We start from the raw sequence: 13,349 nt of genomic DNA, 5'->3' as shown, positions 1-13,349 counted from the left end.
CGCTCAGGCGAGGCCCAGGCGCTCGGCCGCGGCGGCCGCGTCGACCGGGACGGTGACCGGCTGCGGGGCACCGGCGACGGCCCAGTCGGGGTCCTTCAGACCGTTGCCGGTGACCGTGCACACGATCTGCTGGCCCGGGTCGACCTTGCCCTGCTCGGCGGCCTTCAGCAGGCCGGCCACGGAGGCGGCGGAGGCGGGCTCCACGAAGACGCCCTCCTGCGCGGCCAACAGGCGGTAGGCGCGCAGGATTTCACGGTCCGTCACCTCGTCGATGGCGCCGCCCGACTCGTCGCGCGCGGCGAGGGCGTACTGCCAGGAGGCGGGGTTTCCGATGCGGATGGCGGTGGCGATGGTCGACGGGTCCTTGACCACCTCGCCGCGCACGATCGGGGCGCTGCCGGAGGCCTGGAAGCCCCACATGCGCGGGGTCCTCGTGGCGATCCCGTCGGCGGCGTACTCCTTGTAGCCCTTCCAGTAGGCGGTGATGTTGCCCGCGTTGCCCACCGGCAGGACGTGGATGTCGGGTGCGTCACCGAGCATGTCCACGATTTCGAAGGAGGCCGTCTTCTGCCCCTCGATACGCACCGGATTGACCGAATTGACCAGCGCCACCGGGTAGTTCTCGCTCAGGTTCCGGGCGAGGGTGAGGCAGTCGTCGAAGTTGCCGTCGACCTGGAGGATCTTCGCGCCGTGCACGAGGGCCTGGCCCATCTTGCCGAGGGCGATCTTGCCCTGCGGGACGAGCACGGCCGAGACCATGCCGGCCCGCACCGCGTATGCGGCGGCGGAGGCGGAGGTGTTGCCGGTGGAGGCGCAGATGACCGCCTTGGCCCCCTCCTCCTTCGCCTTGCTGATGGCCATGGTCATGCCGCGGTCCTTGAAGGAGCCGGTGGGGTTGGCCCCCTCCACCTTCAGGTGCACCTCACAGCCCGTGCGCTCGGAGAGCACCTGCGCGGGCACGAGGGGCGTGCCGCCCTCGCGGAGCGTCACGACCGGCGTGGTGTCCGATACCGGCAGCCGGTCCCGGTACTCCTCGATGATTCCGCGCCACTGGTGGGTCATTGCTGGTTACTCTCCTTCAACCCGCATGATGCTGGCGACACCCCGCACGGTGTCGAGCTTGCGCAGCGCCTCGACGGTCCCGGTGAGGGAGGCGTCGGACGCGCGGTGGGTGACGACGACGAGGGAGGCCTCGCCGTCCTTGCCCTGCTGCCGAACCGTATCGATCGACACCCCGTGCTCCGCGAACACGGTCGCGACCTGGGCGAGAACACCCGGTTTGTCCGCGACGTCGAGGCTGATGTGGTAGCGCGTGACCACCTCGCCCATGGGCGAGACGGGCAGGGCGGCGTACGCCGACTCACCGGGCCCCGTTGCGCCGCCCCGCCGGTTGCGGCAGACGGCGACGAGGTCGCCGAGCACGGCGGAGGCGGTCGGGGAACCGCCGGCGCCGGGTCCGTAGAACATGAGCTGCCCGGCGGCATCGCTCTCCACGAAGACGGCGTTGTACGCGCCGCGCACGGAGGCGAGCGGGTGGCTCAGCGGAATCATCGCGGGATGCACGCGCGCGGTGACGGACGCCCCGTCCTTGGAGCGCTCGCAGATGGCGAGCAGCTTGATGGTGCAGCCCATCTCCTTCGCCGAGCGGAAGTCGGCGGCGGTCACCTCGGTCATGCCCTCGCGGTAGACGTCGTCGAGGCGCACGCGCGTGTGGAAGGCGATACCGGCGAGGATGGCGGCCTTGGCGGCGGCGTCGAAGCCCTCGACGTCGGCGGTCGGGTCGGCCTCCGCGTACCCGAGCGCGGTGGCCTCGTCGAGCGCCTCCTGATACCCGGCGCCCGTGGAGTCCATCTTGTCGAGGATGAAGTTGGTCGTGCCGTTGACGATCCCCATCACCCGGTTGATCTTGTCGCCGGCGAGGGACTCGCGCAGCGGCCGGATCAGCGGGATGGCACCGGCGACGGCGGCCTCGTAGTAGAGGTCCCTGCCGTGCTCCTCGGCCGCCGCGTGCAGGGCGGCCCCGTCCTGGGCGAGCAGGGCCTTGTTGGCGGAGACGACGGACGCGCCGTGCTCGAAGGCGGTGGTGATGAGGGTCCGGGCGGGCTCGATGCCCCCGATGACCTCGATCACCACATCGATGTCCCCGCGTTTGACGAGGGCGGTGGCGTCCGTGGTGACGAGGCCGGGGTCGATGCCCTCGCGGACCTTGGACGGCCGCCGTACGGCGACCCCCGCCAGCTCCACGGGGGCGCCGATCCGGGCGGCGAGGTCGTCGGCGTGCGTCGTCATGATGCGCGCCACCTCTGAGCCGACCACTCCACAGCCCAGCAGCGCCACCTTCAGCGGACGCGTACGCATCATCCGACCTCGTTTCCTCATACCGTCTACGGTTGGACCAGTCTCACTCACCGGACGGGAGTTTCTACCCTTCGTCCGGATCGTGAGACATGTATTTCATGGGTACGGGGCGGAAAGACCGAAGATCTTCCAGCCCCGGTGCCGGGCTAGCCGACGTCGAGACGCAGGAGGTCCTCCTCCGTCTCGCGCCGGACGATCACCCGCGCCTCGCCGTCCTTCACGGCGACGACGGGCGGCCGCAGCACATGGTTGTAGTTGCTGGCCATGGACCGGCAGTACGCACCGGTGGCCGGTACGGCGATGAGATCCCCCGGCGCCAGGTCGGCCGGCAGGAACGCGTCCTTGACCACGATGTCCCCGCTCTCGCAGTGCTTGCCGACCACACGGGCGAGCATGGGCTCGGCACTGGAGGCGCGGGAGACGAGGGCGACGCTGTACTCGGCGTCGTACAGCGCGGTCCGGATGTTGTCGGACATGCCACCGTCGACGGACACATACGTCCGCAGCCCCTCCAGCGGCTTGACGGTGCCGACCTCGTAGAGCGTGAAGGCGGTCGGCCCGACGATGGCGCGCCCGGGCTCGACGGAGATGCGGGGCGTGCGCAGCCGGGCGGCGTCGCACTCGCGGCTGACGATCTCGGTGAGCGCCTTGGCGATCTCGTGCGGCTCGCGCGGATCGTCGTCACTGGTGTAGGCGATACCGAGACCTCCCCCGAGGTCGATCTCGGGCAGCTCGACGCCGTGCTCGTCCCGAATGTCCTTCAGCAGCCCCACAACCCGATGGGCGGCGACCTCGAACCCGGACATGTCGAAGATCTGCGACCCGATGTGGGAGTGGATCCCGATCAGCTCGAGCCCGTCGAGCTGCAGCGCCCGCCGCACGGCTTCCGCGGCCTGGCCCCCGGCCAGCGGAATCCCGAACTTCTGGTCTTCATGGGCGGTGGCGATGAACTCGTGCGTGTGCGCCTCGACCCCGACGGTGATCCGGATCTGGACCTTCTGCCGCTTGCCCAGGGACTGCGCGATGTGGGCGACGCGCACGATCTCCTGGAAGGAGTCCAGCACGATCCGCCCGACCCCGGCCTCGACGGCGCGCCGGATCTCGTCCGGGGACTTGTTGTTGCCGTGGAAGGCGACACGCTCGGCCGGCATCCCGGCGGAGAGGGCGGTGGCCAGCTCGCCGCCCGAGCACACGTCGAGGTTGAGCCCTTCCTCATGGAGCCACCGCACGACGGCACGGGACAGGAACGCCTTCCCGGCGTAGAACACGTCGGCGTCGGCCCCGAAGGCGGAACGCCACGCACGCGCGCGTGCCCGGAAATCGGCCTCGTCGAGGATGTAGGCCGGGGTGCCGTGCTCCTCGGCGAGGGTCTTCACGTCGACCCCGCCGACGGTGGCGACGCCGTCGGCGTTGCGCCCGACGGTCTGGGCCCACACCTTGTGGTCGAGGGCATTGAGGTCGGCGGGCGGTGCGGAGTAGTGCCCCTCGGGCAGGACGTCGGCGTGACGGGGCCCGGCGGGATGGGCGGAACGGCTCATGACGGTGGCTCTCAGACTCTCTGTCTCTCTCCGGGCCTCTCGCGAGGGGCCTCAGAGGTGTTCGGGTGCGTCGATGCCGAGCAGGGACAGGCCGCCGGCCAGCACCGTCCCGGCGGCTTCGGCGAGGGCGAGCCGGGCGCGGTGGGCGGCCGAGGGTTTCTCCTCGCCGCAGGGAAGCACGCAGGGCAGAAACGGCAGCACGGCATCGGCAACGGTGACGAGATGCCGGGCAATCCGGTCCGGGGCACGGTGGGTGGCGGCCGCGGCGAGGATGCGGGGGTGGTCGGCGAGGGGGGTGAGGAGGTCGCGGGGGGTGGTGCTGGTGGGGATGGCGCTGGTGCCGTTCGCGGTAGCGCCGTTGGCGGTGGTGACCGGGGCGGTGTGGGGCCGGCGGGCGTCGAGGGGGCCGGCGCCGGGCGGGCCGGCGAGCGGGGCGGGGTCGAGCGGGCCGACGGGGCAGGGGTGGGGGTGTGGCAGGCCGGTGCCGATCGGGCCGGCGACGAGCGGTCCGATGTCGACCGGGGCGGCTTCGAACAGGCCGGTGCCGGGCGCGCCGACGCCGTGCAGGCCGGAGTCGAGCAGGCTCGCGTAGGGCAGGCCGGTGTCGGCCGGGGCGGCGCCGAGCGGGTCGGCATGGACCAGGCCGCTGTCGGCCGGGGCGGTTTCGTCCGGGACGGTGTCGTCCGGGCGGGTGTCGAGCGGACCTGGCTCGGCGGCGAAGCCCAGGCGGGCGGCGTTGCGGCTGAGGGACCGGATGCGGGCGTGGGCGTACCGCACCCGGAACAGCGGATTGCTCTCCCGCTGGACCAGATGATCGGCGGTGATCCGGGGCCGGTCGTGCGGAGCGGGATGCAGCAGGGCCCACTGGGAGGCGTCGTGGCCCAGCGGCGCGGGATCCTCCGGCGCCGGCACGGGCCGCAGATTGACGGGCTCACCGTGCTCGACGGTGGCCCGCCCGCCCTGCGTGGCCACGATCCGTACGACGGCGTCCGCGACGACCTCCGCCCGCACCTCGTAGGGCACCCGCAACGCAACGACCTGTCCGGCAAGGGCGTCACCATGCCCGTACGAGACCCCACGCTCCCTGATCTCCCGGACGAGCCCGGTGACGGGGTCGGCCTGCGCGTCGAGGCTGATGTTGAGAAACCCGGGCCCGGTCACGACGACATCCCGGATGCCGTCGGCACCGACGAGCCGGGGCCGCAGAATCTCGGCGACCCGCCGCGGCGGCTGCCCGGCCGGCCGAGCGAGCTGCAGAGCGACGTTGGTGGCGAAGTCCCCGCACCCTCCGGGCCCCGGCTCGGTCACCACGACCCGCTCGGGCACGGTCACACTCAGCTCCCCGTCATCGACAGCACAACGCACCGCGTGCAGCACGGTGCGGGACAGCTCGACGGGGGTCACGGGACAAGCGTAGGGGAGGAAGGGGCTGGGTAGGCGAAGCGGTTCTCACTGTGGGACGACCCTCTGACCGAACCGGGCCTTTCACCCGATCCCCGGCCCCCTAACCACCGGAGGAAATCCCACCGGACACCCCGTCGGAGATCCCGTCGGCAACGCCCCCCGAAACCCTGCCGTCACCCCTGTCACCCCTGCTGTCACTCCCGCCGTCGACCCTGCCGCCGCCCCCGTCACCCTCCGCGCCGCCATCACCACCCCCGTCACCATCTCCGTCGCCACCGCCGCCGTTCCCGCCACTCCCGCCGCGATGTTCTCCCTGCCCTCCCCGTTCTCCTTGCCCTCCCCCGCGCCCCTCTCCTCCGTCGTCTCCACCCCCGCGCTCGATCAGCTGCTTGACGAGGCGGACGAGTTCGGCGGGCTCGAAGGGCTTGGTGAGGAAGGCGTCCACACCGACATCGAGACCGGTGTCGACCTCGTACTGCGTGCACGCGCTGATGATGGCGAGGGGCAGATGGTGCGTACGGGGGTCGGCGCGGAGCCGGGCGGCGGTGCGCAGGCCGTCCAGCCGGGGCATGACGACGTCGAGCGTCACGACATCGGGCCGCACCTGGTGCACGACATCCAGACACTCGGCACCGTCGGCCGCGGTCACGACCTCAAGCCCTTCCAGCTCGAGGTTGACCCTGATCAGCTGCCGGATGACCTTGTTGTCGTCCACAACAAGCACCCGACCCGAGGCGCCTGGCACAACTCGAGAGTAGGTCCGGACCGGCCACCGCGTCCGGGTTTTCCCCACTTCCACCCCGTACAGGGGACCCGTCCCGGCACCCAGTGGACCCACGCCGCCCCGCACCCGGGGAAACGGATTCCTGATCATCCCGCCGGACCTGCTAGTGTTCTACCCGTCGCCGCGAGCAAGAAGCTCCGCAACCGACACGCCCCCGTAGCTCAGGGGATAGAGCAACGGCCTCCGGAGCCGTGTGCGCAGGTTCGAATCCTGCCGGGGGCACTCGCCCAGGATCAGCAGAAATCAAGCGCTGACCAGGGCGGATGCCGACAGAAGAGGGCGGGAGTCAGTCTCACTGACTCCCGCCCTCTCTCGTTGTCTCTCAGTATCCGCGACACACCTCCGACACACCGCGCAGAGCGGTTCACCCTCCGCTGCGACTGCCTGGTGTCAGGCCTTCTGCTTCTTGTGGGTCGGACGCATTTTGATCCGTTCGTGCCGACGAACCGGGGCATTAGGGGAGCGTGACCACGTCCCGAGGATGTCTCGACGCTGGAGGACCTCAAGGACCACGTCGTCGGCCTTGCGCTGGAAGCCCTGAGGGGTGGGCGTCACTCGGTGACAGAACAGGTCACTGGTGTCCTGTTTGTAGTCTTCCCACTTGCCGTCGTAGTGGCGCTCTTCTGGACGAATCACGTCTAGCAGCTGGAAGGCGTCTAGCTGCTGGTGGGTTTCGTACGTTTCCCGCCCGAGCCCGTAGAACCCCTGCCGGGTGTCGCTTGTGACACGAGTGACGATGATCGATGTATCTGATGTCCGAGTCGGGTCGAATTTCAAAGCGTCGAGCCACATCAGGAGTGCGGCAATCTCGCTCATGGTCAGGACGTGAACCCAGCCGTTCGTGAAGAATTCCCGTGGTACCTCAAGATAAGCTTCCGAGCTGCTCGGAACGCTGTAGGGAATCCCGGCCGCAGCGGTGCTCTTGCCGTTCTCACACAGCATCTCGAAGCCCTGGCGGGCCCGCCCTGGGCCGGTGGTGGCGCGTATGAGGGCTAGGCCTTCCAACTTCTTCAGCGCCTGAGTCAGCTGGCGTCGTTTGTTCGTGGCTACCGAAGCGCCTTGGATGCCGGGGCCCTTATACGTGGCGTGGACGGCAACCAGGCCGGCCCATGACGCATCGCTCTGCACGGTCGGCTCCACTGGATAGGGATGGGGCCAAGGCTTGCCGGGCTTGACTGCGCACTGCGCCGCGAAGAGCTGGGTGAGGTGGAATTTCAGGGCAACACCCTTGGGAGCGATCATCCGAGCGGACAGGGGCCGGTCCGCCATGGGCAGCGGCTTGCGCTCGTCTTCAACGCGCTTCATGGTCTCGTTGCGCACGTACGACCGTCGGATCCGTATTGTCGCAGGTTGTAGACCCTGCTCCCAGATCCGCTGCGCAGCTGCCGTGACCGCAGGTATCTCGGCACGGCGCAAATCCTTCAGCGTCTGCAGCCGGACCTCTACCTTCCCGTCCCCCGCCGGCACTTACCCTCCCCGATTGGCCGCTACGGATTGATCCTCATGATGACCTGGTCAACTTTATTGATCAATATTGTTACTAGTCGCCATGCGGATCAATCCGTCAGCCAGTGTACCTGATGACGCCCTCCGGGCCGGTCAAGCTTGATTGCGAGGCCCCCGTAACGCCGGGCGCTTCACCGGAAGTTGGGGATCAGCCCACCGCCGGATCGGCAGCAAGCACCAGGGCAACGGGCCTGCCAGCACAGCACCCTGGGCCTGCGACCTCACCGAAAGCGAGAAAATAACTGGTGATTGAGATGGAACGTACCCCAGAGATGGGGAGCAAGCACACCCCGCCGATCGGATCGGCCAGGGCGGACGCAGACCGGTCCGGGAACAGGGCACTCGTATGGGCACAGTTCGCGTTCTCGGTGTTGTGTGTCGTCGGGGGCACCGCCATCAGTCTGATGGGTAACCCTCCGCTCGGGATCGCGATCGTCACCGTCGCAGCGGGATGGCAGATCACCATCCACATCCGGAGGTAACTCCTGCGGGGTCAACCGACGGCGCTGGACCCCGAGACCTCCGTTGGCTCGGGGCCCGCGTAACGCTGTCCGGACGAATTGTTCGTTGAGCGCCGGACCGGTGACCGTATCTGCGAGCTCAGGTAGGCCGACCAGCCGTGCAGGCAGTGCTGTCATGGAGCCGACGCACGGTCTCGCCAGCAGCCGCCCTACATCTAAGTCCCGTCGCCCTCCTCTTCCAACGCCTTCTCAATCTTCGCGTTGGCCGCTTCCTCATGTCCGTCGATGCAGCCGTGGTATCGCCGGTGGATCACCTCCGGAGAGTTACCGACCCGGCGGGCCACTTCAGCGATCGGCACCCCGGCGTTCAGCCACCGCGTGATGCATGCGTGCCTCAGGTCGTAGGGGCGCCCGCCCAGCGGCGAGTCGATGCGCTCCGGTGGTAGGGCGTACTCCCGCGCTTCCTCCCACACCCGCCAGTAGGTGGATGAACCGACCACTCCCCCGCGCTCGTTGCCGAACACGCGCCCTTCCTTGGCGGTCCCGAACTCCTTCAGGTGTGCCCGGAGGATGGCGACCAGGACCGGCGGGATGGGGACCGGCCGGTCGGTGGACGCCTCGCGTGCCTTCAGGCCCCGACGATCGTGGCGCTCCCCGGAGTCGGTCCACTGCTTGCCGGAGACGGGGCGTGTCTCCCGCAGCGTCAGCGTGCCCCAGCCTTTCTCTGGCAGGTGGCAGTCCGACAGCCGTAGCCCGACCGCCTCAGCGGGCCGGAGCCCCGCGTAGTACAGCACCGCATAGAAGGCCACCAGGCGCCGGCCACGGCAGCGATCCCACGAACCGACGTAGGAGACGGACGTGAGCAACTGCCGGGCCTGTGCGGCGTTCACCAGGACGCGCGGGTCCACCACGTCATTGGAGCCGACGCGCTTCCGGCGGGTCCGCTGAAGTGGGTTCTCCAGGAGCTCCCCGGTGGCCACAGCGTGTTCGAGAGCGGCGTTCAGGGCCCGGCGGCGCCGCTTGTACGTGTCGCCGGCGGCCGGGGTGCCGTCGAGCTTGTAGCTGACGCGGTATAGCACATCCTCGAATACCTCGGCATCGGTAAGGTCGCCCAAGGGCCGGTCGGTCGTTGTGACCCACTCGTACGCGGCTTTGAGTTCGACCGGCGGGTCCTCCCCCTCGTTCGCGGGCACGATCCCCCAGCGGAAGGCCAGCCGAAGCGTCTCATCCTCGGGAGTGCCGTCCCCGCGCTTGACCATGGCGAGGGTCACGGCCGCGAGACTGTCGGCCATGCCTTCACGGGTCTTGGCAGCAGCCGTGCGCCATCGCCCGGCCACGTACTTTCGGCAGAACTCGAACCACCGCAACGTCGGTTCGGCGTCCGCTGCTTCGGCCGCCGTGCGCACCTCGGACTCAGGCAATCCCGATTCGATCTCGAACGCTTCACCGCGCCGGTTCATGGCCTGCCACAGCTCGGACCGTCGGCTCTCCGCGAGAGCCAACGTGGTGAACGTGTCGCCGTGCACCCGCCCTGCGACCACCCACCGGAGGCGCCACGGCCGGGACTTGCGACCGGTCTTGGACACCTTCCACAACTTGACGTCGAATGAGTAGCCCGGCCGGGCCGACCCGCGCGGGCGCCCGGCCGGGGTGTCGTTCTCAGTGCTCACGCAGCGTCCTCCCGCTCCGCAAGCCAACGCTCGTACTCCGACCGCCGGATCCGCACGTCGCCGTTCGGGAGCTTGATCGCGCGGGGTCCCCTCCCGAGCTGGCGCCACCGGTAGAAGGTCGACGGGGCGACCTTGAGATCAGCGATGACCTCCTTGACGGTCATCTTCTCGTCTCGCGTACGGGCGCTCATTTCGCCGTCCCTTCGGCTTCGTCCGCACCGGACAGGCCGGACAGCTCCAATTCCGACTGTCCGGGGTGTTCGTGCAGGTCAGAGGAGGCAACCGGACAGCCGGACAGTGCGGACACCTCTTGGGCGCCCTGCGTCCGGGCTTCGGTGTCCGGGTAGTACCGGCCGCCGGCATCCTTGGTGAGCTGTCCGGCGTCGGCCATGCGGCTGCAGGTGCGGCGGATCGTGTCGAGGTCGACGTGCGGCAGCTCGCCCGCCATGTTCTTCGGCTTGGCACCGGGGTGGGCGCGGACGTAGCGCAGGATCGTGGCGCGGGTGTCGCTGACGGTGTGGTCGGAGACCGGGCCGTCCAACAGGTGCCAGGCACCGGAGCCGGGTTGGAAGCTGAGGGCGTACTCAGCCTCATCCACGTCGCGGCCGGTGACGTGCAGGATGCCGTCCGCCTGCCCGCGGGCCCGCTTGAGTACGAGGGTGGCGTCAGCCGCTCCGGCGATGCCGTTGGTGCCGGAGACCTCGGTGAGGAAGTCCTCGGAGCCTGCCTTGCGGACGTGGTGGACCAGGACGACGGCCACACCGTAGTGGTCCGCGAGCCGCTTGGCGTATCCGACGGCCACATAGTCCGCGTCGTACGCCGATGCCCCGGCCGGGGCCTGTCCGCGCATCTTGGCGAACACGTCGATAACAACCATCCGCGCGGCCAGGTTGCGCTCCAGCCACTGGGCGATGGCCTCGGTGCCGCCCTGAGGGAAGGGTGGGCATTCGGTGACCAGGGTCAGACCGGCCGGCGCGGGCTGCCCTCCGAGGAGCTTGCCCATACGGGTCTGCAGACGGCGCGGGGTGTCTTCCAGGGCGAGGTACAGCACCGGCCCGCCCTCGACGGACACGGAGTCAAACGCCTTGCTGCCAGCGGCAACCGACAGACCCAGTCCGAGGGAGAGCCAGGACTTGCCGACCTTCGGCGGTCCGGCGAGAACGCTGACGCCCTCGGCGAGGATGCCGGGCACGGCCCATTTCGGCTCGGGGAAGTGCGCGGCCATGAGCTGATCGGCCGTCCATGCGGTCCGTGGGCGCTCCCGCTTCGGCGGCGCCGTGGGGGCCGGTTCGGGGTCGCTGGGCACGGAGTACAGGTGCAGGGGCGGGATGGGGTTGGCGCTCATGCTGCGACCGTCCGGGGGCGTCGTGCTCCGGCCCGGAGACCGGAAGCGATGGTGCGCCGCGCCTCGCGCTCGCCCTGGCCGACTTGGAGCGCGGCGGTGAGGAGCCAGCCGGTGACGTCGGCTTCGCTCAGCTCGCCCCCGGCAACGAGCTGTCCGAGGGCGACCGCGGCGACGTACAGCGCGTTGTTGTGCTCGTGCGCGCCGGAGCCGGTGACCCGGTGCACCTCCCCGTTGATCGCCGAGCGAAGGAAGGCTGTGCGTCGTCCCCGGCCAGTGAGGGCGACCGTGATGGGCGTCTGCGGGGGAAGTGGGGCCGGGCGCAGGAGTTCGACGAGCCAGTCCGGCAGGGGTGCCACGGGGGCGTTGCGGGTGACCGCGTACGGGCGCCCTTCGAAGGTGCTGCCGGCGCCGACCACGAGTCCGCCCCACGCGCGGGTGTCGACCTTCCAGCCCAGTCCACGGGCGCTGTCCCCGGCGGTGTTGCGCAGGGGCTCGCCCTCGGGCGCGAGGAAGTACAGGTGGGTGCCGCCGCTCCAGGTGCGGACCGTGTGCGTGTCGGCGGGGAAGGGCTGTCCGTAGCGCTCGCAGAGTACGGCGAGCACGTCGGCGCCGTCAGTGACGTCGTGCTCGGCCCAGGCGGCTGGCGGGGTGTCGCCGGGGTGCTTGGGCTTGTCCAGGTCGATGACGACCAGGCCGGAGGGGCCGGTGGCGATGCCGACGTTGAAGGCGGCGACGGACCATGCGCGGATGATGCGGTCTGGGTCGGTGGTGGCGCGGGTCTCCCAGTCGGAGACGGCCGGGCGCTTGTCGCCGGGGATGAGGGGGAAGACGCGCCAGTCACGCGACGCTGCGTCAAGCGCGGCGGTGAGCTGGGCAGAGCCGTCCGGGTGCGGCATGCTGGGGGTTCTCCTGTTCTGTCTTACGGATGGGCAGGGAGAACCGCGGCGGCGGGCGACCTTGCTGGGGAGTCCCGCCGCCGCGGCGTTGCTACTGGTTCTTGGCCCACGCGGCGTACTGCTGGCGGACGTAGTAGCGCGGGGCGCAGATGATGGCCGTGCCGTCCAGCTCCATCAGCCGATGCGCGGCTCGGGTGGCGAGGTCGGCGGCGTCGTTGGTGACGCGGTCGGCTTCGTCGCTCAGCGCGATCCGGTCCAACAGAGCGGCCTTGCGGAGCCAGAACTCGCGGTTCAGCCCGTCGTAGAACGGCCTGTTGGCCGCTGTCCGGGCGGTCCATCCGATTTCGCTGATGATGCTGGGGGCGAGCGCGTATGCCTCTTCCGGGGCGGGCCAGTGAGGGGCCATGGACGACGGCTCAGGGGCGGGCCGGTGGTCGGCGGTGACGTACAGCCGGGTGCGCTTGCCGTCGTGGGTGGGGTACTGGCGTGCCGGGCCGGTGTCGAACGCGGCGGCCAGGGCGTGGCTGACGCGGTCCCTGTCGGCCAGGTCGCAGATGACGCGGATCTCGAACATGGTCAGTGCTCCTTGCTGGTGCTGACGGAGGGCAGCTCGGGCAGCCCGGCGGCTTCCAGGGCCTTGAAGTCGAAGCCGGGCAAGGCGGCGCGGGTGATGAGGGCCTGGGCGAGCTGCTCGGCGTAGGCGGCGCCGCTACGGGCCACCTCGATCTGGGCTCCGGCACGCAGAGCCTCGACGCGCTCGATGTGGGCGTGTTCCTCGCGGCGCGCGCTGGTCTGCCGCTCGTACGCGGTGCGCTCGCGGCGGTCGGTGCGCCAGTACCGCGCGGCGAGCCCGTAGGCGATGGCGGTGGCGAGCGCCCACAGCAGCAGGGGCAGGGACAGTCCGTCGGCGTATCCGGCGACCCCGGCGAGGGTGAGCCCTCCGGAGGCGGCGAACGCGGTTCCGGCGATGACGCTGTCTCCGGCGCGTCCGATGCTGGCGCATACGCCGGCCGCTGCGGCGGCGAGGGACAGCGCGGTCATGAGCACGGCGTTGCCGACGGAGTGTTCGGCGCCGTTGGCGTTCCAGATACGGGCCAGGATCAGCACGGTGGATGTAGCGATGGCGGGCGCCGCCTTGGGCGCGATGATGGCGAGCCAGTGTGGGGCGATGGTCTGTTCGTTCATGGCTGAGCTCCTCACAGGTGTGGGATGGCGTCGATGACGGCGGCGGCGAGCTGGTTGATGGGTCCGGCGGCGCCGGTGGAGGCGAGGAAGAATCCGAACCCGGCTGCGGTGAAGGCGGCGCCGTAGCCGAGGGAGTTGGAGCGCAGCAGGAAGAACAGGACGAGTCCGAACAGGGCCACGAGAGAGACGGTGACGGCCATGG

At 69.9% G+C, this 13,349-nt stretch carries 12 protein-coding genes, 1 tRNA gene and 1 pseudogene; 1 reads left to right on the top strand and 13 read right to left on the bottom strand.

Going from position 1 to position 13,349, the window contains the following annotated elements; translation table 11 throughout:
* Positions 1-3: 3 nt before the first annotated feature.
* The 5 genes and pseudogenes from thrC to SRB17_RS40360 all read right to left on the bottom strand — a co-directional run.
* Complete coding sequence (thrC, locus tag SRB17_RS40380) at positions 4-1,062, bottom strand: threonine synthase (protein ID WP_153546513.1); 1,059 nt, start codon at positions 1,060-1,062, stop codon at positions 4-6.
* 6 nt (positions 1,063-1,068) lie between these two features.
* Positions 1,069-2,361 (bottom strand): homoserine dehydrogenase, encoded by a 1,293-nt coding sequence (locus SRB17_RS40375; RefSeq protein ID WP_194294295.1) that lies wholly within the window; start codon positions 2,359-2,361, stop codon positions 1,069-1,071.
* Between the two features lie 143 nt (positions 2,362-2,504).
* Entirely contained in the window at positions 2,505-3,896 is a 1,392-nt protein-coding gene (lysA, locus tag SRB17_RS40370) for a diaminopimelate decarboxylase (protein ID WP_153546511.1), read from the bottom strand.
* A 51-nt stretch (positions 3,897-3,947) separates the two neighbouring features.
* On the bottom strand, positions 3,948-5,300 hold the full coding sequence (nrtL, locus tag SRB17_RS40365; protein WP_323377391.1) for an ArgS-related anticodon-binding protein NrtL: 1,353 nt from the start codon (positions 5,298-5,300) through the stop codon (positions 3,948-3,950).
* A 313-nt stretch (positions 5,301-5,613) separates the two neighbouring features.
* A pseudogene (locus SRB17_RS40360) lies at positions 5,614-6,093 on the bottom strand (response regulator); the annotation flags it as partial.
* A gap of 141 nt (positions 6,094-6,234) precedes the next feature.
* Here SRB17_RS40360 and SRB17_RS40355 point away from each other — a divergent pair.
* Positions 6,235-6,306: transfer RNA gene (locus SRB17_RS40355), tRNA-Arg, on the top strand.
* Positions 6,307-6,474: 168 nt separating this feature from the next.
* Here SRB17_RS40355 and SRB17_RS40350 read toward each other — a convergent pair.
* The 8 genes from SRB17_RS40350 to SRB17_RS40315 all read right to left on the bottom strand — a co-directional run bounded on the left by SRB17_RS40350 (position 6,475) and on the right by SRB17_RS40315 (position 13,347).
* Entirely contained in the window at positions 6,475-7,404 is a 930-nt protein-coding gene (locus tag SRB17_RS40350; RefSeq protein ID WP_194294294.1) for a hypothetical protein, read from the bottom strand.
* A gap of 862 nt (positions 7,405-8,266) precedes the next feature.
* Positions 8,267-9,721, bottom strand: a complete 1,455-nt coding sequence (locus tag SRB17_RS40345; RefSeq protein ID WP_323377390.1) for a tyrosine-type recombinase/integrase — start codon at positions 9,719-9,721, stop codon at positions 8,267-8,269.
* The gene (locus SRB17_RS40340; protein ID WP_153546509.1) at positions 9,718-9,912 is read right to left on the bottom strand and encodes a helix-turn-helix transcriptional regulator; all 195 of its coding nucleotides are present in this window, start codon (positions 9,910-9,912) and stop codon (positions 9,718-9,720) included. Before SRB17_RS40340 ends, SRB17_RS40345 begins: the two co-directional genes overlap by 4 nt.
* Positions 9,909-11,066, bottom strand: a complete 1,158-nt coding sequence (locus tag SRB17_RS40335) for an AAA family ATPase (RefSeq protein ID WP_153546506.1) — start codon at positions 11,064-11,066, stop codon at positions 9,909-9,911. Before SRB17_RS40335 ends, SRB17_RS40340 begins: the two co-directional genes overlap by 4 nt.
* Positions 11,063-11,962, bottom strand: coding sequence for a bifunctional DNA primase/polymerase (locus SRB17_RS40330; RefSeq protein ID WP_153546504.1), 900 nt, complete (start codon positions 11,960-11,962; stop codon positions 11,063-11,065). Before SRB17_RS40330 ends, SRB17_RS40335 begins: the two co-directional genes overlap by 4 nt.
* Before the next feature lie 91 nt (positions 11,963-12,053).
* On the bottom strand, positions 12,054-12,536 hold the full coding sequence (locus SRB17_RS40325) for a hypothetical protein (protein ID WP_153546500.1): 483 nt from the start codon (positions 12,534-12,536) through the stop codon (positions 12,054-12,056).
* Positions 12,537-12,538: 2 nt separating this feature from the next.
* A complete protein-coding gene (locus SRB17_RS40320) occupies positions 12,539-13,147 on the bottom strand; it encodes a hypothetical protein (RefSeq protein WP_153546498.1) in 609 nt (202 codons plus the stop codon).
* Between the two features lie 11 nt (positions 13,148-13,158).
* Entirely contained in the window at positions 13,159-13,347 is a 189-nt protein-coding gene (locus SRB17_RS40315; protein ID WP_153546497.1) for a hypothetical protein, read from the bottom strand.
* Positions 13,348-13,349 lie beyond the last annotated feature (2 nt).

The organism is Streptomyces sp. RB17, assembly GCF_009604455.1.
Classification (GTDB): Bacteria; Actinomycetota; Actinomycetes; order Streptomycetales; family Streptomycetaceae; genus Streptomyces.
This window is presented reverse-complemented; position numbering and strand designations above follow the sequence as displayed.

Coding starts and splice junctions, on each gene's coding strand:
- thrC (WP_153546513.1), bottom strand. CDS start 1,062: ATGACCCACCAGTGGCGCGGAATCATCGAGGAGTACCGGGACCGGCTG.
- SRB17_RS40375 (WP_194294295.1), bottom strand. CDS start 2,361: ATGATGCGTACGCGTCCGCTGAAGGTGGCGCTGCTGGGCTGTGGAGTG.
- lysA (WP_153546511.1), bottom strand. CDS start 3,896: ATGAGCCGTTCCGCCCATCCCGCCGGGCCCCGTCACGCCGACGTCCTG.
- SRB17_RS40340 (WP_153546509.1), bottom strand. CDS start 9,912: ATGAGCGCCCGTACGCGAGACGAGAAGATGACCGTCAAGGAGGTCATC.
- SRB17_RS40335 (WP_153546506.1), bottom strand. CDS start 11,066: ATGAGCGCCAACCCCATCCCGCCCCTGCACCTGTACTCCGTGCCCAGC.
- SRB17_RS40330 (WP_153546504.1), bottom strand. CDS start 11,962: ATGCCGCACCCGGACGGCTCTGCCCAGCTCACCGCCGCGCTTGACGCA.
- SRB17_RS40325 (WP_153546500.1), bottom strand. CDS start 12,536: ATGTTCGAGATCCGCGTCATCTGCGACCTGGCCGACAGGGACCGCGTC.
- SRB17_RS40320 (WP_153546498.1), bottom strand. CDS start 13,147: ATGAACGAACAGACCATCGCCCCACACTGGCTCGCCATCATCGCGCCC.
- SRB17_RS40315 (WP_153546497.1), bottom strand. CDS start 13,347: ATGGCCGTCACCGTCTCTCTCGTGGCCCTGTTCGGACTCGTCCTGTTC.